The organism is Arenibacter troitsensis (assembly GCF_900177645.1).
GTDB lineage: Bacteria > Bacteroidota > Bacteroidia > Flavobacteriales > Flavobacteriaceae > Arenibacter > Arenibacter troitsensis.
On sequence record NZ_FXAO01000003.1, the window covers coordinates 389,498 to 411,456 of the forward strand.

Below are 21,959 nucleotides of genomic sequence, written 5' to 3' on the forward strand. Positions count from 1 at the left end.
TAGGTTGGTTAGTTGTTTAGCCCCGTAGCGAATTCGTTCCTGCGGGGTTTTTCTTTCTAAAAAGATTATTATGCTCCAATTGGTGGATCAAGAACAATTGTTGTGTTTATGCAGAAATTAGGATTAATTAATAGGAGCAATTTAGTAAAACCAACCATTAAATTATTTTTTCATTTTACTCAATTGGTTGTTATTGTTTTTTATCGGATTTCGTGAATCTTCGATTTCTTTGCTTGTCCAACCCTTTGACTCCGCTCAGGGTACGGCCATGCCATCTCCACGACGGAACTAAAAGAACGGCCTATTTTCAATTTCGTCTTAAATCAAGTGGTTTTCACACTGGTCGTGGGAAGCCGTCCATAGAGCATTTCACCTTAGTGAAAGCGGCCTGGGCGGCGCGGCAGTGGAAATTGCGTAGATTTAAAGAAATTTAAAATCAGCCTAGCGTTTTTTGGTTCGTTTTTTGGGCGATGCAAAAAATGAACAGAACACTAACTTGAGCTGGTCAGGCATATCATTTTGTAATTCACACACAACTTTTGGGATTGATCCCAATTGGTCCTGCCCAATATGGAAATAGTTACCTTCCAAAACCATTTCACAAGTTTAGCGACAAACTATATGGTCCTATCTTTTTAATCCCAACTTTCCCAAATAAAATGAGATGGCCCCAGATACATCTGCTGATATTTTAAAGCGATATAAAACAAAAATATAACAAAGCAGAATCAATATACTTTTTAGGCCGATATTAAGCACAGGGTGGAATGGAAAAGAAACAAAGTAAAAAATGATCGATAATACCAATAGAAGAAATACAACCTTAAAGGTCTCTTTTGTAATGGGTTGAATCCCAAATTTCAATTTAACGAACCCCAATTTTATAGTATTGTATATAAAAAAAGCCATAAAACTAGCTATGGCCGCACCATCCAAACCATATTTTGGAATCAGCCATAGGTTCAATAAAATGGTTAAAATGGCCAAAGCAACCCCCATAAGGAGCAATGCCCTATAAAAATCCGAATTGTACATTATTGCATTGTTATTGCCCAAGAGGGCATCATACACTCTGGCAAACCCAATGATGAAAACAATGACATATCCGCCACGATAAGAGTCGGGCAACAAGTTGTACAGGTCATTAAGATTGAGAATAATCAAAATAAATATGAGCCCGGATACAATTAACAATGTTAGCGAGCTCTTTTGATATAATGTTTTTAGAGCCTTGACATCCTTTTTATGAAGAATTTCCGCGGTTAAGGGGTAGGTTATATTGTGCATGGACCTGGACGGCACAGCAATGACGGTTGCTATATATCCGGCAACACTATAATAGGCCACATTTTTAATTTCTATAAATTGATTGATCATCACCTTGTCTACCTCCAACAAAACTATTGCCGCAGATCCGCCCAAAATAATTAGGGTACTATAATTAATAATTTCCCGGGTGTTGGCAGGAAAGCTAAAATTCAACTTTAATCGAAGCGATTTTAAGGCATAGACCTGCATTATAAGTGTCCTAAGGATATACATCCCAACCATGGCATTTAGAAATGTCAAGACCGAAATAAAGTCCCAATAAACCAACAAAAGCAGAAAGGTAATCACTATCCTACTAAATACTTCCTTCATAAAGTTCCCAAAAACCGACTTCATCTGAACCTTTGCCCAAGCGTAAAACACTTCAAAATAGGCCATTGCCACACCAATGATAAATATATGCCAAACGTACCCTTTTACTATTGGGTTTTCCTTGGACAGGAAATCACCAATAGTCTCATTCGCCAGATAAGAAATAGCTCCAATAGGTACAATAAGTATAAGTGGCAAGAAGACCATTAGGGTCAAAAAACCATCCTTCCCGTTAAGATCCTGGATACCTGAATAATATTTGATCATGGCATTCGGAATACCAAATGCCAATATTGGCATTAGAACGGATGATGCGGACAGTATAACATTGACCAAACCAAAATATTCATCCGATAAAAACCGCGTATATAGAAAGAGCAGGTTTAAGGCCCCTATGGCAAAGCCACCATAAGTAATCAAAGTATTGTTCAATGATTGTTTTAAGACTATTCCCATGCTAAAAACTTGGATAACTTTGCCGTTAATTCCCTTCTGTGATATTGTTCAACCTCTGCCAAAGGCAAAACCAATTCCTCTTTTTTATACTCTTGAAACCATTGCAGCAATGTAGTTTTTAACTCGCCCAGCTGTGCATATGTATAGGTCTTACCTGTATTGGATTCGGCAATAAGATCCCCTACCTCCCAATTGGATGGGCCAACGCCCAGGATAGGTCTTTTTGAGGCCATATACTCAAACACCTTTCCCGGAATAATACCCTGGGTCTCTTCAGAATCTATTTCTATTAACAACAGCACTTGCGACTTTCTTTGATAATGGAGTGCATCATCGTGCGAAACATAGCCCAATAATTTGGTAAAGGATTGAAGACCATAAAAATAGATACTTTCCAAAACGTCCGAACTAATAACGCCTGCCAATTGCAATTTGAAGCATTTTTTAAAATCAGGGTATTCCTGAATTAATTCCGATAGCGCTTTCCAAAGACTAATAGGATTTCTTCCCGTTAACAGGGATCCAATATGTGAAATGGTAAAATCAACGTCCAAAGCCACAGAATTGCCCAGAGTTGTATCATACCCATTGGTAATAACCGTAATTGGTTTTTGGGTTATTTGGGAAAACTCCTGTTTTGTAGTCTTACTGGTAACTATTATTTTATCGGCTTCATTAAGCACTAATTTCTCCAGCTGTTTGTGTTTTGTTTGGGAAGCCTTGGTCAGTTTCAATTTTTTATGATAGCCGATCGAAGTCCATGGATCCCTAAAGTCCGTTATCCACCTAATTTTGGTGCGTTTTTTTAGTTCAAGACCAATAAGATGAAGACTATGTGGGGGACCGGTAGTTATTACGGTTCTTATATTTTCCTTTTCAATGACATCTACCAAAAAATCAACCGAAGGTTTTATCCAAAATTTTCTGGCATCGGGAATAAACAAATTTCCCCTTATCCACAACATCACTTTTTCTACAACAGATTGATTTTTGGAATTGATTATTCCAGCGCTGATCTTTTTGGTCTTTTTTTTGGAAAATATTCGGGCAAAGCCATAAGGTTCATAAATGGGCTTTTTATATATTTTTACACCTGCCGGTACTTCATCCACTAAAGATTCGTCTATTATGGGATAATTGGGGTTTTCCGGAATATATACAATAGGTTCTATATCATAATCCCTAAGGTATTTCACAAACTTCAACCATCGCTGTACTCCAGGTCCACCTGCCGGAGGCCAATAATACGTGATGATGAGTACCTTGTGCATTAAGCTGTTGGTTTTTTTCTAGAACTCCAAAAGGCATGGCCAATTCCAAAAAGAAATACCAGTACCAAGATTATGGAACTTGCCATAGTTATATTGGCTCCAACCCTGATAAGGCTAGGCTCAAACTTAAACTCAATTTTGTGATTTCCTGCCGGTACCTCCAAGGCCCTTAAAACATAATTCACCTTAAAATGTTCCTTTAACTTGCCGTCTATATAAGCATTCCAACCATGTGGATAGTACATTTCGGAAAATACGGCAATTCCAGGGTTGACATTATTGGAACTATAGGTTAAATGGTTAGGTCTATATTGGGTAAGCTTTATACTTGCCGTAGAGTCGGTCTTATAATTGAGTTCCTTTATGTTTTCAAACTTCGACTTGTTAAAAACCGCTTTATACTTTACATCCAAAGTATTCAAAGCCATTATTTCATCATTGGCATTATAGACCGGCACCAATTCATCAATAAACCAGGCATTGCCGTTGGCATCTGGATTTAACGCTGGATAATTCCTGCCCTCTTCATCTTGCTGTACCACATATTTTACATTGAGCATACTCAAAACCCTGACGTTATTCTTGGATATGTGAAAATCGAACAATTCCTGGATCCCCGCCGGTTTAGCAGCGTGGTAGCCCCAAATGGATTGGTGAAAATAGGCGGTACGGCCTCCCCCTCCTATCTCTGAAGGGTCGTACACCCTAAAAACTGTAGTGTCCTTGGCAATCTGCCTGTCCATATCTGTTTCCTGAAAGGGTTCCAACATTCTTCGTTGCGCCACAAAATCGTCTTCATTTACATAGCGCTTTGCTACCCCAACCAAATCGAACATTACCAGCACTCCCAACAGAACAATCACCAAATTCTGTTTTAATTTATTCTTTAAATAGAACCAAATAACAAGTGCTGCCAGGGCAACATAGATCAGTGACCTAAAAATATCCGCATTGTAAACCGCCTTCCTATCGGCCACAATTAAGGAGACAATGTCATCCCCATAATACTGGCGGTAGGTTTCATCGCTCTGTCCGGTAAAACTGAACATTCCTTTGACCAGAAAAAGAAGGACTCCGATTCCCAAAGTAATGAATAGCGTTAATTTTAGGTCCTTAAGTTTCTTGGAAGTATCCTTCTTGGGATCAAAAAGTTGTACCAAGGCAAGGATGGCCAAAACAGGAGCACAGAGTTCCAGAATGACCTGAATGGATGACACCGCCCTGAATTTATTGTATAACGGAAAATAATCGATCATTACATCCGTAAGGAGACCAAAATTTTTGCCCCACGAAAGAAGAAGTGCCATTATAGTACCTCCCAGAAGCCACCATTTTGCTTTTCCCTTGACCAAAAATAGCCCCAATACAAAAAGAAAGAACACTACGGCCCCGATATAGGCAGGGGCAGCAACGATAGGTTGGTCTCCCCAATAAAGTGGCAACGCACTGGTAAAATCCAATGCCTTGGATCTGGATATTCCGTTCTCGGTCAAAAAGGTATAGGTTTTGGAGTCGGCTCCCAGATCCTCCCCGCCTGATCCCCCGAAAAGTCTGGGAACAAACAAATTGAAGGATTCCACAATACCGTAGCTATATTGCGTAATATACTCCCGGTCCAGACCTGAACCGCTTTCTTTAGGCTCGCCATTAGCCGTTATGGTAAGGTCCGATTTTCCCCTTGTACTCCAATCCGCATATTCCTTGGTAGCCAATAGACTAGTGGCATTTGCAGCGATGCCCAATAACACCGCCAATACTAGAATTGCCACCGAAACACCAAAATGTTTCAATTTTTTTTTCTTAATGGCGTCCACTAAATAAACTGTTCCAAGAATAAGCACCAACAACATAAAATAGTAGGTCATCTGGTAATGGTTGGCACCTACTTCCAAGGCCATAGCTAAGGCCGTTAAGAGAAATCCCCAAAGGTATTTCTTCCTGAACACCAAAATTATGCCCCCTAAAAGCATGGGCATATAGCCAATGGCATGTGCCTTTGCATTATGGCCTACCCCCAATATAATGATCATATACGTGGAGAAACCAAAAGCCAATGCTCCCAACACCGCCAACTTGTAATCTACCTTGAGACAACATAACAAAATATAAAAACCGATAAGGTATATAAAAAGGTAATCTGCGGGCCTAGGTAAAAACCGGATGATCCGATCCAACTTTTTTACATAATCATGGGGGTAATAGGCTCCCAATTGATAAGTGGGCATTCCACCAAAAGCACTATTGGTCCAATACGGCTCCTCTCCCGTTTTCTTTCGGAAATCATTTTGCTCCTTGGCCATTCCAGTAAATTGGACAATATCGGATTGCTGTATTACCTTCCCTTGAAGTACGGGATGGAAATAGGCCAGCGCTGCAATTATAAAAAATACCGTTACAAAAAAATGGATAAAAAAGGCTCTTAGACCGTTTCTCATGTTTGGTTATGGTAAAAGGTTATTCAATTTCCTCAAAATCTATGTATTCTCCAACATTTTTTGAGCTGTTCTTTTTCTTGGTCGTTTTTTTATCAATTATAACGTCGCCAATTTGTTCTTCATCTTGAGGTTGCCGACCTGCAAAACCTTCAAACCTTTCCTTAAAATGATCTTCGGTCTTCCTTGCGGCATACCTAAACAATTTAGGAGCAAACCATTTGGCCAGAATTTTAAGCAAATAGTATACTAAGAGTACAATTAGTATCGTTTTTAAAAAACCCATAATAAGTTGACAAATTTTATATCAAAAGTACAATTCTAACGTTGTATTAATAGTGCAAAAGTCTTAAAATAATAATAAAATAGTACCTATGGAGTATATTGTTTCCAAGAAACGCCTTTTGAAAATACTAATATTTGGAATTTTCACCATTCCATTGGTCTCATTTTCACAATACACCGATGTCATCAACTCCAATAGACCTGGACTATCTGTAAGTGCATATGCCATTGGCACCAATGTTTTACAGGCCGAGTTTGGCGTTGCTTATGAACAACAGGACCACTCAAAGCTAGCTACCGAATCCAATATTTTTGGAGCCGATCTGTCATTGCGTTATGGCCTACTTTTCGAAACCTTGGAACTGAATTATGAAGGTACTTTCGACAATCAAAATAAAACATATACCAACACAGGGGTAGAAATTACGAACACCGATTTTTCCAGAAACAGAATAGGTTTAAAATTTTTGGTTTACGATCCTTTCAAGAATCCCGAAAATAACAAGCCCAATCTTTATAGCTGGAAGGCCAACTACGGATTTAAGCTAAAAAATCTAATCCCGGCCGTATCGGTCTACGCAGGTGCCAATTTTGTATTGGGAGACAATCCTTTTTACCGAGGTGACCCCACGGTCTCGCCAAGGGTAATGCTTGCAACACAAAGTAGGCTTACCCCAAGATTTGTGCTTATTTCCAATATTGCCTATGATAGATTGGGAACGGATTTCCCGGAATGGAACTACACAGTATCCTTATCCCACGCCTTTAGAGACCCAAAATGGAGTGTCTTTGTGGAAAACCAAGGAATAAAAAGTGACCGGTACGCAGATGTACTCTTAAGGGGTGGTGTGGCCCATTTGTTAGGTGAGAATATGCAGGTGGACATGAATTTGGGCGCAAGTTTTAAGAATACACCCAGTAGGATCTTTGCCTCAATGGGATTCTCCTATAGGATAGACATGCATAGGGACAAGGTAAAGGCCATTGAAGATCAAAAGGCCGGAGAAAATGGCGGGCCTATCAACAAAAACGCCATGAAGAAAAAGAAAAAAGGGAAAAACAAGGGTACCGGCGCAGAGGATATTGATTTGGGACCTACCAAAAAACAACTTCGGAAACTAAAGAAAAAAGAAAGGAATAGGGACGATTCTGAAATTGATTTCTAACAAAATAACTTTTGTCCTTTTTCCTATAGATTAATATTGCTAATATTGAACCATACAAGAACTATGGTATGGTTACTCTGAAAGAAGCAAAAACAAAATCGGAACTTAAAGATTTCGTAAAATTTCCATTTTCACTCTACAAAGGTTCCCCTTATTGGGTACCCCCTATTATAAATGATGAACTGGAGTCTTTTGACAAAAGTAAAAATCCTGTTTTTAAGGATGCCGATGCTTGGTTTTATCTAGCATATAGGGACAATAAAATTGTGGGCAGGGTTGCAGCCATTATCAACAGATTGGAAGTGAACCAGCAGCAGGTAAAAAAAATGCGCTTTGGTTGGTTCGATTTTGTGGACGACTTTGAAGTTACGGAGGCACTGTTCAATAAGGTGGCCGAAATAGGAAAGGAACATAAGTTATCATACATGGAAGGACCTGTAGGTTTTTCCAATCTGGACAAGGTAGGCGTACTAACTGAAGGGTTTGATGAGAAAGGCACCATGATTACCTGGTACAACCATCCATATTATGTAAATCATTTTGAACGCTTTGGGTTTGTAAAGGAAAAGGAGTACATGGAAAATAAATTCCCCTTTAGCAATGCGGAGCCCAAATTCTTTCAGAAGGCAAACGAACTGGTCCGAAAACGATATGGTGTAAAGGAATTAAACTTTACTAAAACCAAGGAGGTAATGCCCTGGGCAGATAAGATGTTCGATCTTTTTAACGAGACTTACTCCTCCCTTTCTTCCTTTGTCCGTATCACCGATATCCAAAAAGAATACTTCAAGAAAAAATACATCAGTTTTATAAATCCCGAGTACATCAAATTCATATTGGATAAGGATGACAAATTAATAGCATTTGGAATAGTAATGCCTTCATTTTCCAAAGCCTTACAGAAAGCGAAGGGGAAATTATTCCCTTTTGGCATATTTCATTTGCTCAGCGCGAAAAAAAATAGCAAAGAAGTTATATTTTATTTGATAGGGGTTCTACCAGAATACCAGAACAAAGGAGTTACTGCCGTAATGTTCAATGAATATTACAAGACCTTTAAGGCCAAGGGGATTGAAAAATGTGTTAGGACTCCAGAATTAGAGGAAAATGTCGCCATTCGCCAGATATGGAAACATTTCGACCCAAAAATATATAAGAGACGAAGGACCTACAAAAAGGAACTATAAGCGGTCCAAATTTGTAAGGTTTCCAAACCATCCAAAATCAAAAAAAGCCAACTTAAAACTAAATTGGCTTTTTCTATGAAAGTTGAAAAAGAACTATTCTCCCATCGCTGCCGCTACTGCCGCAGACAACCTTTTGTACGTACCATTCTGTAATCGCTCACGTATTACGGAGAAGGCCTCCAAAGTTTCGGATACATCCTGTAAGGTATGTGTGGCCGTAGGAATCATTCTCAAAAGAATCAAGCCTTTGGGGATTACTGGATAAACCACAATGGAACAGAAAATTCCAAAATTTTCCCGTAAATCCTTTACCAATGCCATGGCCTCGGGAATACTACCGTTAAGATAGACCGGTGTTACACAGCTAGAGGTAGTACCTATATCAAAACCCCTTTCTTTAAGTCCGTTCTGCAAGGCATTTACATTCTCCCAAAGTTTTGCCTTTAATTCTGGTTGGGTTCTAAGCATATCCAACCTTTTCAACGCTCCTTTTACATAAATCATCGGCAATGATTTAGCAAACATTTGGGAACGCAAGTTGTATTTAAGGTATTCTATAATCTCTTTATCCGCTGCCAAAAAGGCTCCTATTCCTGCCATAGATTTGGCAAAAGTTGCAAAGTAAACATCTATATCATCCTGAACTCCCTGTTCCTCACCTGCTCCGGCCCCAGTTTCTCCCAAAGTACCAAAACCATGTGCATCATCTACGAACAATCTAAATTTGTATTTCTTCTTAAGAGCCACAATTTCCTTAAGCTTGCCCTGTTCTCCGCGCATACCAAAAACACCTTCGGATATCACCAAAATGCCTCCTCCCGTCTGCTCGGCCATTTTAACGGCCCTATCAAGGTTTTTCTCAAGACTTTCTATGTCATTGTGCTTAAAGGTAAAACGTTTGCCCATATGCAAACGCACCCCATCAATTATACAGGCATGAGAATCAACGTCGTAAACAATTATATCATCCTTGGAAACCAGCGCATCAATAGCAGAAACCATTCCCTGGTATCCAAAGTTCAACAAATAGGCCGATTCTTTCTTGACAAAGGCAGCTAATTCCTGCTCCAATTGCTCGTGGAATTCCGTATGCCCGCTCATCATCCTTGCTCCCATAGGAAATGCAGCACCGTACTCCAATGCTGCCTCTCCATCTACCTTCTTCACTTCCGGTAAATTGGCCAACCCCAAGTAATCATTTATACTCCAAGTAATTACTTCCTTTCCTTGAAACTTCATCCTATTGGATATAGGACCTTCTAATTTTGGAAACACAAAATAACCTTCCGCTTGGGAAGCCCATTTTCCTAAAGGACCTTTATTTTCGATAATTCTGTCAAATAAATCTCTCATCTAGCCTACATTGATTATTACTGCAAAAGTATATATTTTTAATATGCATATGCAACTTATTTAATACATAAAAAGCAACGACTTATGAACCGTTGCTTTCTAAATAATAAATTTTGCATAACCCTTACTTTACAAATTCTATTTTTTGTGGTTCCTCAACATTCTTACTATCAAAGAATCCTTGATCGGCCATCCACTGGTCACTGTATATCTTACTCATATACCTGGAACCATGGTCTGGAAAAATAACCACTACATTGCTATCTTCATTAAACTCGCCCATTTCCTCCAATTGCCTTACGGCCTGCATTACCGCACCACTGGTATATCCAACAAAGAGTCCTTCGGTCCTGGAAATCTCCCTGGCCGTATGGGCACTTTCTTCATCGGTAACCTTAATAAATTCGTCAATTACCTTAAAGTTAGTAGCTGTAGGTATCAAGTTTTTACCTAAACCTTCAATACGGTATGGATAAATTTCCTTGGTATCCAATTCACCGGTCTCATGGTATTTCTTAAGAACGGAACCATAGGCATCCACACCAATTACCCGAATATTGGGATTTTGTTCCTTTAGATATTTGGCGGTACCGGAAATGGTACCTCCGGTACCACTGCAGGCCACAAGGTGCGTAATATGACCGTTGGTCTGATTCCAAATTTCAGGTCCGGTACTTTTATAATGGGCCTCGGAATTTAATTCATTAAAATATTGATTGATATAAATAGACCCCACGGTTTCCTCGTGCAGTCTTTTGGCTACTTCGTAATAGGATCTTGGGTCATCAGCACTAACGTGTGCAGGGCATACATATACTTTTGCACCCATAGACCTCAGCATGTCTATTTTATCCTTGGAAGATTTTGAACTTACCGCCAAGATGCATTCATAACCTTTAATGATACTGATCATGGCAATGCTAAAACCTGTATTTCCCGAAGTTGTTTCTATTATGGTACTCCCCTTCTTTAATATCCCCCTTCGCTCCGCTTCTTCAATTATATAAAGGGCAATGCGATCTTTAGAAGAATGTCCTGGATTAAAACCTTCCACCTTAGCGTAAAAATTACCTTCTAAGTTGGCAGTTATTTTATTTAGTTTGATTAACGGGGTGTTTCCTACAAGTTCTAGGAGGTTGTTATAAGCGTTTATCTTATGTTCCATAAACAGTTTCTAGGTTTAGAACTTATCGACATCTATTTAATTTATGTCAATACTGATAGGACAAAATTAGTCTTTTTTTTTGATTATTGAATTTTATGCTCCAAATCTAACAAAAATGCATATTCTTTTGCCACCTCCCTTAAGGATTCAAACCGGCCCGAAGCTCCGCCGTGACCAGCATCCATATTGATATTGAACAACAGTAAATTAGTATCCATTTTATACTCTCTAAGTTTAGCTACCCACTTGGCAGGTTCAAAATATTGTACTTGGGAATCGTGAAATCCTGTAATAACGAGCATATTTGGCTGCAATTGTTTGGTAACATTGTCATAGGGCGAATAGGATTTCATATAGTCATAGTACTCCTTTTCGTTTGGATTTCCCCATTCATCATATTCCCCTGTTGTTAATGGGATGGTATCGTCCAGCATAGTCGTAAGCACATCTACAAAAGGAACAGCTGCAATTACCCCGTGATATATTTCCGGGCACAGATTTATAATGGCTCCCATTAAAAGTCCGCCTGCAGAACCTCCTGAAGCATAGAGATGTTTCGGACTGGTATATTTTTTTTCAATCAAAAATTTGGAGCAATCAATAAAATCGGTAAACGTATTCATTTTATTCAGCAACCTTCCCTCCTCGTACCATTTACGGCCTAGATACTCCCCGCCCCTAACATGTGCTATGGCATAAACAAATCCTCTGTCCAAAAGACTTAGGCGTACCGTTGAAAAATAGGGGTCAATAGTATGGCCATAGGAACCGTAGGCATATTGCAATAACGGACTGGAGCCGTCCAACTTGGTATTTTTGTGATAGACCAATGAGATGGGAACTTTTTTACCATCCCTGGCAGGTGCCCATATTCGTTCAGAAATATAGTTCTCCTTATAGAACTTACCTCCCAATACCTCTTGTTCCTTTTTTATTTCCTTCTCCCTGGTCCTCATATTGAAATCTATGATGGAACTGGGTGTTGTCATGGAGTTGTATCCATATCTTAAAATTTCGGTATCAAAATCGGGATTGGTACCCACATAGGCCGTATATGTTTCATTATCAAAGGGCAAATAATAGCTTTCCCCGCTATCCCATCTCACAATCTTCAACTTATTTAAGCCATTTTCACGCTCGGACAAAACATAATAATCATTGAACATTTCAATATCCTCTAGCAACACCTCTTCCCTGTGCGGAATAAAGTCTACCCAATTTTCAGATTCGGTTTTATCTTCAGGGGTCGTCATCAATTTAAAATTGGTTGCCCCTTCCATATTGGTGAGGATGTAAAAATTGTCTTCATAATGGGTCAATGAGTACTCCATACCCCTAATTCTCTTAGAAAACACATGAAACTGTCCATTAGGGTCGTCTGCCCTTAAAATTTGAAATTCAGTGGTCAGTGTACTGGAAGAACCAATCACTATAAATTCTTTGGACTTAGTTTTATAAACAAAGGTGGTAAAAGTTTCATCCTCCTCATGAAAAACCAGTTCATCCTCCTCGGGGGGAGTTCCCAATACGTGCCTGTAAATATTATTGGACCTAAGGGTAACAGGATCTTTCTTGGTATAGAACAGGGTCTTATTGTCATTGGCCCATACCGCACTGCCCGTGGTGTTCTCTATTTTATCTGTATAAATCTCCTGGGTACGCAAATTTTTTATTTGAAGGGTATATTGCCTACGGGAAACAGTATCCACACCAAAGGCCGCAAGTTCGTTGTTGGGGCTTACGGACAAGCCTCCCAGGTTAAAATAATCGAACCCCTCCGCCATAAGATTACAGTTGAACATTATTTCCTCCTCGGCATCCTCTTTTTCAAACCTTCTGGTAAAAATTGGATACTCCTTACCTACCTCATATCGGGTAGCATACCAATAACCATTAAACTTGTAGGGCACAGAAGAATCATCCTCCTTTATGCGAGACTTCATCTCTAGGAACAGACTGTCCTTAAGCTCCTGGGTATGGGACGTCATTGCCTCGTAGTAAGCATTTTCCTCTTCCAAATAAGCAATGACTTCCGGATTTTCCCTTTCGTTCAGCCAATAGTAATCATCGATCCGTACATCATTGTGCTTTGTTAATCGCTTCTCAATCTTTTTTGCTCTTGGTGTTTTCGATTCCCGCTGCATGAGTGTGGTATATTATATAAATAAGAAAGCGCAAAAATAATATTTAAATGCAATCGACCTCTTTAAATGTGTTCTTTATCCATTATTATATGCTATCCTCACAGGGTGCATAAGAATAACTGTCATCTTTAATTCCAATAAATCCCGATCATTTTAGTAATTTTGGTCAATGAACTTTTTAAATCTATAATTATGTTTGGAGATATGATGGGCATGTTGGGAAAATTGAAGGAAACCCAAGAAAAAGTAAAGGCCACCAAAGAAAGGATGAATACCGTAATACTTGAGGAGCAATCTCCGGATAGCTTGCTCAAGATTAGTATAACGGCCAATAGAACCATTAAATCCATTACTATAGATGATAGTCTATTGGAGGACAAGGATCAGCTGGAGGATTATTTGATTCTTACCCTGAACAAGGCTATAGAAAAGGCCACAACCATAAATGAGACTGAATTGGCAGCAGTTGCCAAGGAAGGAATGCCGAACATTCCCGGTATGGATTCATTTTTGAAATAAATTTCTGTAAGTTGATCAAAGCCTTTTTTAATCACAACCCAAAAACATGAAAAAATTTTTCTTGCTACTGCTGTTTCCATTTCTGGTACAAGCGCAAAATAATAGTGCCAATATTAAAGAATCTGGTTGGCTGACCGATTACGCGAATGCCCAAGAAGTTGCAAAAAGAACCAATTCCAATATACTTATGTATTTCACAGGCAGTGATTGGTGCTCGCCCTGTAAGGCTCTAAAAAAGGATCTGTTCGATACCCATCAATTTAAGGAAGTGGCCAAAGATTATGTCCTCTTATACGTGGACCTACCCAGAAAGAAAGAACTTCTTAGTGCCGAAGAAATGAAACAGAACAAGGCTCTGCTATCCCAATGGAATAAAAAGGGCATTTTTCCATTGATAAGCTTGGTCAATACGGAAGAAAAGGAAGTAGCCTCACTGTCCGGCTATGGTTCCAAAGTGGATGTGGAAAAGTATCTGGACTTTCTTAAGAAGAATCGCAAAATGTAACTTTAACTCCAAGGTCCTTCCTTTTTTCAATACCCAACCCAGATTTTGAATTAGGCATTGTTTCTGATTGTCCAATGCCCAACAACATACTATTGCCAGGAAAATCCATATTCCCAATCTCGTATACGGGCGTATTGGCCTAAAATTTATTATAATTGTAAGCGCTTTCTATAGCCAAATACCTTTATTAACAATTACAAAATTCTCCAATATGTTAACGGACAATTATTTCAAGACCTATCCTGACGAAAATGGTTTTTTTAAAGAATACGGTGGATCCTTTATTCCACCAGTTCTGGAAGAGGAAATGAAAAAAATTACTGAGGCTTATTATGCCATAAGTAAATCGCATAACTTTATTACTGAACTCCGGAGTATTCGCAAACACTATCAAGGCAGACCAACGCCAGTTTATTATTGCAACAGGCTATCCGAAAAATACGGAGGAAGAATATATCTGAAACGAGAAGATTTAAACCATACAGGTGCACACAAACTCAACCATTGTATGGGTGAGGCGCTTTTGGCAAAACATTTGGGCAAAAAGAAACTCATTGCCGAGACAGGGGCCGGACAACACGGGGTTGCCTTGGCAACTGCAGCCGCCTATTTTGGATTGGAATGTGAGATACATATGGGCGAAGTGGATATTGCCAAAGAGCATCCCAATGTAGTTCGGATGAAAATTCTTGGAGCAAAGGTAGTACCTGTTTCCCATGGTTTAAAAACCTTAAAAGAAGCTGTGGATTCTGCTTTTGAGGCATATTTAAAGGATCCTATATCCACCATATACTGTATAGGTTCGGTAGTTGGCCCACACCCCTTCCCCATGATGGTGCGGGATTTTCAGCGGGTGGTAGGCATAGAGGCCAAAGAGCAGTTTTTTGAAATGACAGGGGAATTACCTGATAAGGTGGTAGCCTGTGTTGGTGGGGGAAGCAATGCCATGGGGATATTCTCCTCATTTCTTGAAGAAACGGAATGTGCCTTATACGGTGTGGAACCAGGTGGGCGCTCCATGGAATACGGCGAACACGCCGCTACAATGACCTTGGGCAGTCCAGGAATCATCCATGGATTTAAATGTTATATGCTTAAGGACGATAAAGGTGAACCAGGCGCGGTACATTCCGTTGCCAGTGGTTTGGATTACCCAGGAGTTGGTCCCGAACACAGCATGCTAAAGGATCTTAAAAAAGTAACCTATGATGTTGTTTCGGATCAGGAAACCATAGAGGCCTTTTATGAATTGAGTCGCTTGGAAGGTATCATCCCTGCGTTGGAAAGTGCCCATGCCGTGGCATATGCCATAAAATTGGCACAACAAAATCCACGATCCTCCATTTTAGTCAATTTAAGTGGTAGGGGCGATAAGGACTTGGACTATGTGGTAGATACCTACGGGCTACCTGAAGATGCAAAATAATTTTTTAAATATACAGGAAAGGGCGCCCAAAGGCTAAATACAAAGGCTATTTGGACGCCTTTTTAAATGACTTCCCATCCCTTGATAAACCTCCAATAGGTAATCAATATATAAGCTTTTGATTACAAACCACTATTTGGCCGGCTAGGTGCCAATTACTCCAAAGAGATGGCTACAACAAAGGTTTACAAACCAAATAGAGGGCTATTTATTGGGAAAAGGAAAATTGCCCAGATAAGATTGATAAAATTAAAGATTCACTTTTTTTTGTGTAACTTTAAAAAAAGTTGCCGTAGGTTATGCTAAAAATAAAAAAGGAATCGGGCACATCATACACCTTTAGTCTGCAGTCTGAAAGTGGACAGACTCTTCTGAACAGTATTCCCTTTAGCTCCAGGGATGAGATGGACAAGACCATTGCCAATCTTAAGGTCTTGATTGGGCAATCTTCGGTTTTTGAACGCAAAACCGACTATAATGGTAAATTTCTTTTCACCCTTAAGAATAGTGAAGGCAAAATTTTGGGCAACTCCATGCTTTATAGTTCCGAAGCGGGAATGGAAAACGGCATAAAGAATCTTAAAACCAGCATTTCCTTATTACCCGATACCATTGATCTATAATTTTGCAAGAACATCCATAAAAGCCTCGTGCATTTCATCGGTATAATCCAAATGGGTAACGATACGCAGTTTATTTTGGCCCATCCCGATGATGTGGATATCCCTTTTGTTCAGTTTGTCCAAAAAAACATTAGGTGACATATGCCTTTCATCAATTTCGAAAATGACAATATTGGTTTCCGTGGACTCTACCTTTTTAATATAGGGCAATCCGTTTAGCAACACACTTATTTCCTTGGCCTTCCTATGGTCTTCCGCCAATCTTTCCCTATTGTTTTCCAAGGCGTAAATTCCGGCTGCCGCAAGGTAACCTGCCTGCCGCATCCCACCTCCGAGCACCTTTCTTACCCTTAGGGCTTTATCGATATGCTCCTTATTTCCCAACAAAACGGAACCCACAGGACATCCCAATCCCTTGCTTAAACATACACTTATGGTATGGAACAATGCCCCATACTCCAAAGTCGATTGATTTTTGGCAATCAGTGCATTCCACAGTCGCGCTCCATCCAAATGATATTTCAGATGATGCTCGTCACAAACCTTTCTTATGGACTTCAATTCTTCAAGATCCCAACAAGCCCCTCCTCCCTTATTGGTTGTGTTTTCTATACAAACCAAAGAAGTTAATGGGCTATGATAAAAATCTGGTGGGTTTATAACTTCCTTTACTTGGGCTGCGGTCATCATTCCCCTATGACCGTCCACTAACCTACAGGATACACCACTATTGAAACTTACCCCTCCCCCTTCATAATTATAAACATGTGCGTATTTATCACAAATTAATTGTTCCCCCGGCTGGGTATGTAATTTAATGGCGGTTTGATTTGCCATGGTGCCACTTGGAAAAAATAAGGCCGCTTCCATTCCAAACAACTCTGCCATTATTTCTTCCAACTTGTTAACAGTGGGATCATTTTTAAAAACATCATCGCCAACCTTGGCCTGCATCATCGCATCCAACATTCCCGAAGTAGGTTTTGTGACGGTATCGCTAATAAGGTTTATCTGCATGTAGAAATATAATTACATTAAAATATAGACGGTACTATTTAACCCAGTTGTCAAATTTATACAAATGGATAACAACATTCCCAAGTAGAAAAATTTTCACTCGGAATAAATAATTTTCAATAATATTTCCCTTTAATTTTTCAACTATAGATAATTCTCTTGGCAATTTAAATTTAATATTTCAAAAGTTTCATAAATACGTTATCTTCAAAGAAAATAGGCGTATGAACTCGGACGTAAAAACTATATTTTCATCCTACCACAACAATGCCCAACTTTTTGATGAAGTTTTTGATTCCAATGGGGTTGCCAAAAATGTATATCAAAAATTATTGGATTTGTACGGCAATCATTCCATTCAGGAATATGTGCAATTGAACAATAAGGCAAAGGCCTCATTTTTTAACCAAGGAATAACTTTTCAGGTCTATGACAATAAAGTGACCCAGGAAAAGATATTTCCATTTGATCTTTTTCCTAGAATTATAGACGAAGATGAATGGGAAATCATTGAAAAGGGGGCCATACAGCGCAGTAAGGCCTTGAACCTATTTCTATGGGACATATATCACGACAAAAAGATTATCAAGGATGGGATAGTCCCATTAGACCTTATAAGTTCCTCTGCCAACTACTTGCATCAAATGATTGGAGTAGATCCACCAGGAGGCATATACAACCATATTTCAGGCACAGATATCATCAAACACTCGGACGGCCATTATTATGTGCTTGAAGACAATATTAGATGCCCCTCCGGTGTAAGCTATGTTATTTGCAATCGCACAGCATTAAAGAGAGCCCTTTTCGGAGTTTTTAACCACTATAAAACCCATTCGGTAACCAATTACGCCGAAAACCTCTTAGAGATTCTGGAAAGTGTAAAACCGAAAGGGGTGGATGTTCCAAATTGCGTGGTCCTTACCCCTGGGATGTACAACTCTGCCTTTTATGAACACTCCTATCTTGCCAAAGCCATGGGTGTGGAATTGGTTGAAGGCCGGGATCTGTTCGTTGAGAACGACTTTGTCTATATGAAGACGATTCGTGGCCCCATAAAAGTTGATGTCATTTATCGCCGTGTTGATGACCTATACATGGATCCCTTGGAGTTCAAACCTGAGTCGGCACTCGGGGTACCCGGGCTGTTCGCAGCCTATAGAAAGGGCAACGTTTGTTTGGCAAATGCACCAGGAACCGGTGTGGCAGATGATAAGGCCATATATACCTATATGCCGCAGATCATTAAATACTATTTGGACGAGACACCTATACTAAACAATGTCCACACCTATCACTGTAGTAGGCCCGATGAGCTTAAATATGTATTGGAACACATTCATGAACTAGTGATAAAACCCGTAGACGAAGCTGGCGGATATGGCATTTCCATTGGCAACCGACTCACTAAGGATGAAATTAAGGTAGTCCAGGAAGAGATAAAACAAAACCCAAGGAAATATATTGCACAACCCATCATGTCCTTGTCCGTGCATCCTACCTATATAGATGAGAGCGAATCCTTTGAACAGCGACACGTGGATTTAAGAACGTTTACACTATTGGGTCATGAAAAGGAATTTGTACTTAAGGGAGGACTCTCAAGAGTAGCCTTAAAAAGAGGCAACCTCATTGTAAATTCCTCACAGGGAGGAGGTTCCAAAGACACTTGGGTATTAAAAAAATAAAACAAGCTTATGTTAGCAAGAGTTGCCAATAACCTTTTTTGGATGGGGCGTTATATAGAGCGCGCCGAGCATGTTGCCAGATATCTGAACGTCAATTATTTTTCGTCTCTGGATGCGCCTAACGAACTTTCACAATCCAGGCAATTTGTACTGCGCTCCATGATGTTCTTTGTTGGGGAACCTATAGTGGACGAATCCGTAATTCTCAAGGAAGAGGATATTCTTTACAATATTGGCCTAAACCCGGCCCTACCCTATTCGGTGATCAACAATGTAAAATTTGCGCGTGAAAATGCCAATAGTGCCAGAGACCTTATATCTACGGAACTATACGAATCCATAAACAAATTCTATCATTTTGTAATCAATTATTCAGTTGAGGATTTCACTAAAAAGGGGTTGTATGATTTTACCGTAAACATCACTGAGATGACCGCCATTTTAAGAGGCAAGATCCGGGGCACCCTTTTGCACGATGAAGTGTATGCCATTATCATGCTCGGCATAAATTTGGAAAGGGCCACACAGGTAATTCGGATCATTAACGCCAAATACAATGATGCAGTAAGGGCCAAAGGCAGTTATGGCGACAAAATAGGCCATAGTTTTGAATGGATCACTTTACTTAAATGTGTAGAATCCTATGATATGATGCGCAGGTATTATAAAAAGACCCCTACGAGCATCTCTACCTTGGAATTTTTAATCTTAAACCCGGATTGTCCAAGATCGGTCATCAACAGCATCAACCAGGTCCATAAACATATTAGGGTATTGGATGAATCCAAATCTCCCAACAAAAACTCCACCGCCTTTTTAATAAGCAAAGTTAAAGGGGAGTATGAATTTAAGTATGCCGAGGAAATTGAAGAGGACATCCAAGGTTTTATTGAAAAAATTCTTGATAATCTAGTGCAGATTAGCCTTAAAATGGAAAACGAGTTTTTTAACTATTGATTTTAAACCATTGACCTACATTTGCATTAAGAACCACATGAAATGTCTTTGGAATATTCAATTACCTATAATGCCGAAAATGAATACGAAAATCCAGTAGAAAATGCCTCTTGGCAATTTCTAATCGTACCCGAAAATAATGACACGCAAGAATTATTGCATGTAGACATTAAGAATTCATTGGGTGCCAAAAATGAGTTTTCGGAAAATGGTTATGGTTTTCGGACTGTACGCATCAATACCTGGGAGAAATTCCAAAAATTAAATATTAGGGCTACTTTTAAACTAAAGAAAAAAAGCTTCAATCCTTTTGGACAAGTTCCTATCTTTGATATCGTAAGCAATTATGAACTTGTTCAAAGTTTGGATTTCAAGGTAGATTTTGAGCCTTTTTTAGGACAGACAAAATTTACAACCTTACCCCAAGGTTCAATAAATCTTTTTGTTTTTGATACTGCCTTAAGTATATTCGATAATCTTCTAACATTAAATACCTGGATCTATCAGTTCATTAAATTCAACACCGGTGTAACCCACGTAAATACACTCTTGGAAGAAGTACTTGAAAACCCAGAAGGTGTATGTCAGGATTTTGCACATTTATTTTGTGCCTTGGCCCGGGCCAATAAGATACCCACCCGCTATGTTTGCGGATATTTACATCAGGGAAATGGATACTTTGGGGACTCGCAGATGCACGCTTGGGTAGAGACCTACGTGCCTCAGGTGGGCTGGGTAGGCTTTGACCCTACCAACAATTTATTGGTAGACGACAACCACATTAAAGTAGCCCACGGTAAGGACTTTAATGATTGCTCTCCTTTAAAAGGGGTAGTTTACTCCTATGGAGCCAACAAAACCTCCCATAACGTAGAGATACAGGCGCAACAGTAAATAACATTCCCCGTTTGGTCCAAAATCAAAAAAAAGAATCCTATTTTTGGCTGAAAATAATTAGGATATGATAACCACGGACCATTATAAGAGTCTCATTGATCGCCTTGGTGCGTTAAGGAGGTATCTTTGACATAGATGCCAAGCTTATAGAAATAGAAAACGAGGAAGAGAAAACCTTGGCCCCAGACTTTTGGAACCACCCTCAGGAAGCACAGGAGCAAATGAAGTTAATCCAGTCCAAAAAGCAATGGGTAGATGACTTTAATGCCGCTAAAAGTTTAGTGGCAGATCTTGAGATTTTTTTGGAATTTCAGAAAGAGGGTGAAATGTCGGAAGCCGATGTTGAAGACCATTACGACAAGACCATAGAGGCCCTGGAAAAATTGGAATTCAAAAACATGCTCTCTGCAGAGGGGGATGAACTTACGGCCATACTCCAAATAACGGCAGGTGCCGGAGGTACCGAAAGCTGTGATTGGGCATCCATGCTCATGAGGATGTACATGATGTGGAGTGAAAAAAATGGATACAAGGTAAAAGAGCTCAATTATCAGGAAGGAGATGTTGCAGGTATAAAAACCGTAACCTTGGAAATTGAGGGCGATTATAGCTTTGGATGGCTAAAAGGAGAAAACGGAGTACACCGGTTGGTACGCATTTCCCCTTTTGACAGTAATGCCAAGCGCCATACCTCCTTTGCATCCGTTTACGTATACCCTTTGGTAGACGACAGTATAGAAATTGATATTAATCCGGCCGACGTGGAGATTACCACTGCCAGATCTAGTGGAGCTGGGGGACAGAATGTCAATAAAGTAGAAACCAAGGTGCAACTGACCCACAAACCTTCTGGAATCCAGATTTCCTGTTCGGATTCAAGATCACAGCATGACAATAGGGCTACTGCTTTAAAAATGTTGAAATCCCAATTGTACGAAATAGAATTGCGCAAGAAAATGGAAGCCAGACAGGAAATTGAGTCCTCCAAAATGAAAATTGAATGGGGCTCACAGATCAGGAATTATGTAATGCACCCCTACAAACTGGTAAAGGATGTGCGTACCGGGGAGGAAACGGGCAACGTAGAAGCGGTCATGGACGGTAGTATAGATCAGTTCTTAAAAGCCTATCTAATGATGATGGGGCAAAAGGAAGAAAGTTGATCATTGAATTCCTAACAGAAGCTGTTAAATTGATAAGGACCTAGGGCAAAAAGTTTTGGGTATC

Annotated in this window: 18 protein-coding genes; 10 read left to right on the top strand and 8 right to left on the bottom strand. The window is 39.6% G+C overall.

Translation table 11 applies throughout. From position 1 onward, the window contains the following. Positions 1 to 627: 627 nt before the first annotated feature. The 4 genes from B9Y87_RS08820 to B9Y87_RS08835 are packed head-to-tail and all read right to left on the bottom strand — an operon-like array spanning position 628 to position 6,086. A complete protein-coding gene (locus tag B9Y87_RS08820; protein WP_085498178.1) occupies positions 628 to 2,097 on the bottom strand; it encodes an oligosaccharide flippase family protein in 1,470 nt (489 codons plus the stop codon). Beyond that, positions 2,088 to 3,368, bottom strand: coding sequence for a glycosyltransferase family 4 protein (locus tag B9Y87_RS08825; protein WP_085498180.1), 1,281 nt, complete (start codon positions 3,366 to 3,368; stop codon positions 2,088 to 2,090). Before B9Y87_RS08825 ends, B9Y87_RS08820 begins: the two co-directional genes overlap by 10 nt. After that, a complete protein-coding gene (locus tag B9Y87_RS08830) occupies positions 3,368 to 5,803 on the bottom strand; it encodes a YfhO family protein (RefSeq protein ID WP_085498181.1) in 2,436 nt (811 codons plus the stop codon). Before B9Y87_RS08830 ends, B9Y87_RS08825 begins: the two co-directional genes overlap by 1 nt. A gap of 19 nt (positions 5,804 to 5,822) precedes the next feature. After that, the gene (locus B9Y87_RS08835; protein ID WP_085498184.1) at positions 5,823 to 6,086 is read right to left on the bottom strand and encodes a DUF4834 family protein; all 264 of its coding nucleotides are present in this window, start codon (positions 6,084 to 6,086) and stop codon (positions 5,823 to 5,825) included. Positions 6,087 to 6,174: 88 nt separating this feature from the next. Here B9Y87_RS08835 and B9Y87_RS08840 point away from each other — a divergent pair, with 88 nt between their 5' ends. Both B9Y87_RS08840 and B9Y87_RS08845 read left to right on the top strand, forming a co-directional pair. Then, on the top strand, positions 6,175 to 7,251 hold the full coding sequence (locus B9Y87_RS08840) for a transporter (protein WP_085498186.1): 1,077 nt from the start codon (positions 6,175 to 6,177) through the stop codon (positions 7,249 to 7,251). Positions 7,252 to 7,319: 68 nt separating this feature from the next. Next, positions 7,320 to 8,438, top strand: coding sequence for a GTP cyclohydrolase (locus tag B9Y87_RS08845; protein WP_085498188.1), 1,119 nt, complete (start codon positions 7,320 to 7,322; stop codon positions 8,436 to 8,438). Between the two features lie 93 nt (positions 8,439 to 8,531). Here B9Y87_RS08845 and B9Y87_RS08850 read toward each other — a convergent pair whose 3' ends face one another. The 3 genes from B9Y87_RS08850 to B9Y87_RS08860 form a co-directional block, all read right to left on the bottom strand. After that, positions 8,532 to 9,791, bottom strand: coding sequence for a cysteate-C-fatty acyltransferase (locus B9Y87_RS08850; protein WP_085498190.1), 1,260 nt, complete (start codon positions 9,789 to 9,791; stop codon positions 8,532 to 8,534). A 124-nt stretch (positions 9,792 to 9,915) separates the two neighbouring features. Then, positions 9,916 to 10,956 carry a cysteate synthase gene (locus tag B9Y87_RS08855; RefSeq protein ID WP_085498191.1) on the bottom strand — a complete coding sequence of 347 codons (1,041 nt, stop codon included), beginning with the start codon at positions 10,954 to 10,956 and terminating at the stop codon, positions 9,916 to 9,918. Between the two features lie 83 nt (positions 10,957 to 11,039). Further along, on the bottom strand, positions 11,040 to 13,100 hold the full coding sequence (locus B9Y87_RS08860) for a S9 family peptidase (protein ID WP_085498193.1): 2,061 nt from the start codon (positions 13,098 to 13,100) through the stop codon (positions 11,040 to 11,042). Positions 13,101 to 13,292: 192 nt separating this feature from the next. Between B9Y87_RS08860 and B9Y87_RS08865 the strand changes: the two genes are divergently transcribed. The 4 genes from B9Y87_RS08865 (at position 13,293) to B9Y87_RS08880 (ending at position 16,173) form a co-directional block, all read left to right on the top strand. Then, positions 13,293 to 13,619 carry a YbaB/EbfC family nucleoid-associated protein gene (locus B9Y87_RS08865; protein WP_085498195.1) on the top strand — a complete coding sequence of 109 codons (327 nt, stop codon included), beginning with the start codon at positions 13,293 to 13,295 and terminating at the stop codon, positions 13,617 to 13,619. A gap of 46 nt (positions 13,620 to 13,665) precedes the next feature. Next, positions 13,666 to 14,124 carry a thioredoxin family protein gene (locus B9Y87_RS08870; protein ID WP_085498196.1) on the top strand — a complete coding sequence of 153 codons (459 nt, stop codon included), beginning with the start codon at positions 13,666 to 13,668 and terminating at the stop codon, positions 14,122 to 14,124. Positions 14,125 to 14,335: 211 nt separating this feature from the next. Next, positions 14,336 to 15,550, top strand: a complete 1,215-nt coding sequence (gene trpB / locus B9Y87_RS08875; protein WP_085498491.1) for a tryptophan synthase subunit beta — start codon at positions 14,336 to 14,338, stop codon at positions 15,548 to 15,550. A 299-nt stretch (positions 15,551 to 15,849) separates the two neighbouring features. Further along, positions 15,850 to 16,173 carry a YegP family protein gene (locus B9Y87_RS08880; RefSeq protein WP_085498199.1) on the top strand — a complete coding sequence of 108 codons (324 nt, stop codon included), beginning with the start codon at positions 15,850 to 15,852 and terminating at the stop codon, positions 16,171 to 16,173. On the opposite strand, the gene B9Y87_RS08885 is transcribed toward B9Y87_RS08880, so the two are convergent. Beyond that, the gene (locus B9Y87_RS08885) at positions 16,168 to 17,190 is read right to left on the bottom strand and encodes a threonine aldolase family protein (protein WP_085498201.1); all 1,023 of its coding nucleotides are present in this window, start codon (positions 17,188 to 17,190) and stop codon (positions 16,168 to 16,170) included. The two genes, B9Y87_RS08880 and B9Y87_RS08885, sit on opposite strands and share 6 nt — an antisense overlap. Before the next feature lie 224 nt (positions 17,191 to 17,414). Between B9Y87_RS08885 and B9Y87_RS08890 the strand changes: the two genes are divergently transcribed. The 4 genes from B9Y87_RS08890 (at position 17,415) to prfB (ending at position 21,895) form a co-directional block, all read left to right on the top strand. Beyond that, positions 17,415 to 18,878: a circularly permuted type 2 ATP-grasp protein gene (locus B9Y87_RS08890; RefSeq protein WP_085498203.1), complete on the top strand. Its 1,464-nt coding sequence runs from the start codon at positions 17,415 to 17,417 to the stop codon at positions 18,876 to 18,878. A 9-nt stretch (positions 18,879 to 18,887) separates the two neighbouring features. Then, entirely contained in the window at positions 18,888 to 19,835 is a 948-nt protein-coding gene (locus B9Y87_RS08895; protein WP_085498205.1) for an alpha-E domain-containing protein, read from the top strand. 42 nt (positions 19,836 to 19,877) lie between these two features. Beyond that, positions 19,878 to 20,729 carry a transglutaminase-like domain-containing protein gene (locus B9Y87_RS08900; RefSeq protein WP_085498207.1) on the top strand — a complete coding sequence of 284 codons (852 nt, stop codon included), beginning with the start codon at positions 19,878 to 19,880 and terminating at the stop codon, positions 20,727 to 20,729. Positions 20,730 to 20,796: 67 nt separating this feature from the next. Next, positions 20,797 to 21,895 (top strand): peptide chain release factor 2 gene (prfB, locus tag B9Y87_RS08905; protein ID WP_139827194.1). Its coding sequence is split into 2 segments (ribosomal slippage): positions 20,797 to 20,859 and positions 20,861 to 21,895, totalling 1,098 coding nucleotides; the frame shifts between segments, so codons are not numbered across the junction. Positions 21,896 to 21,959 lie beyond the last annotated feature (64 nt).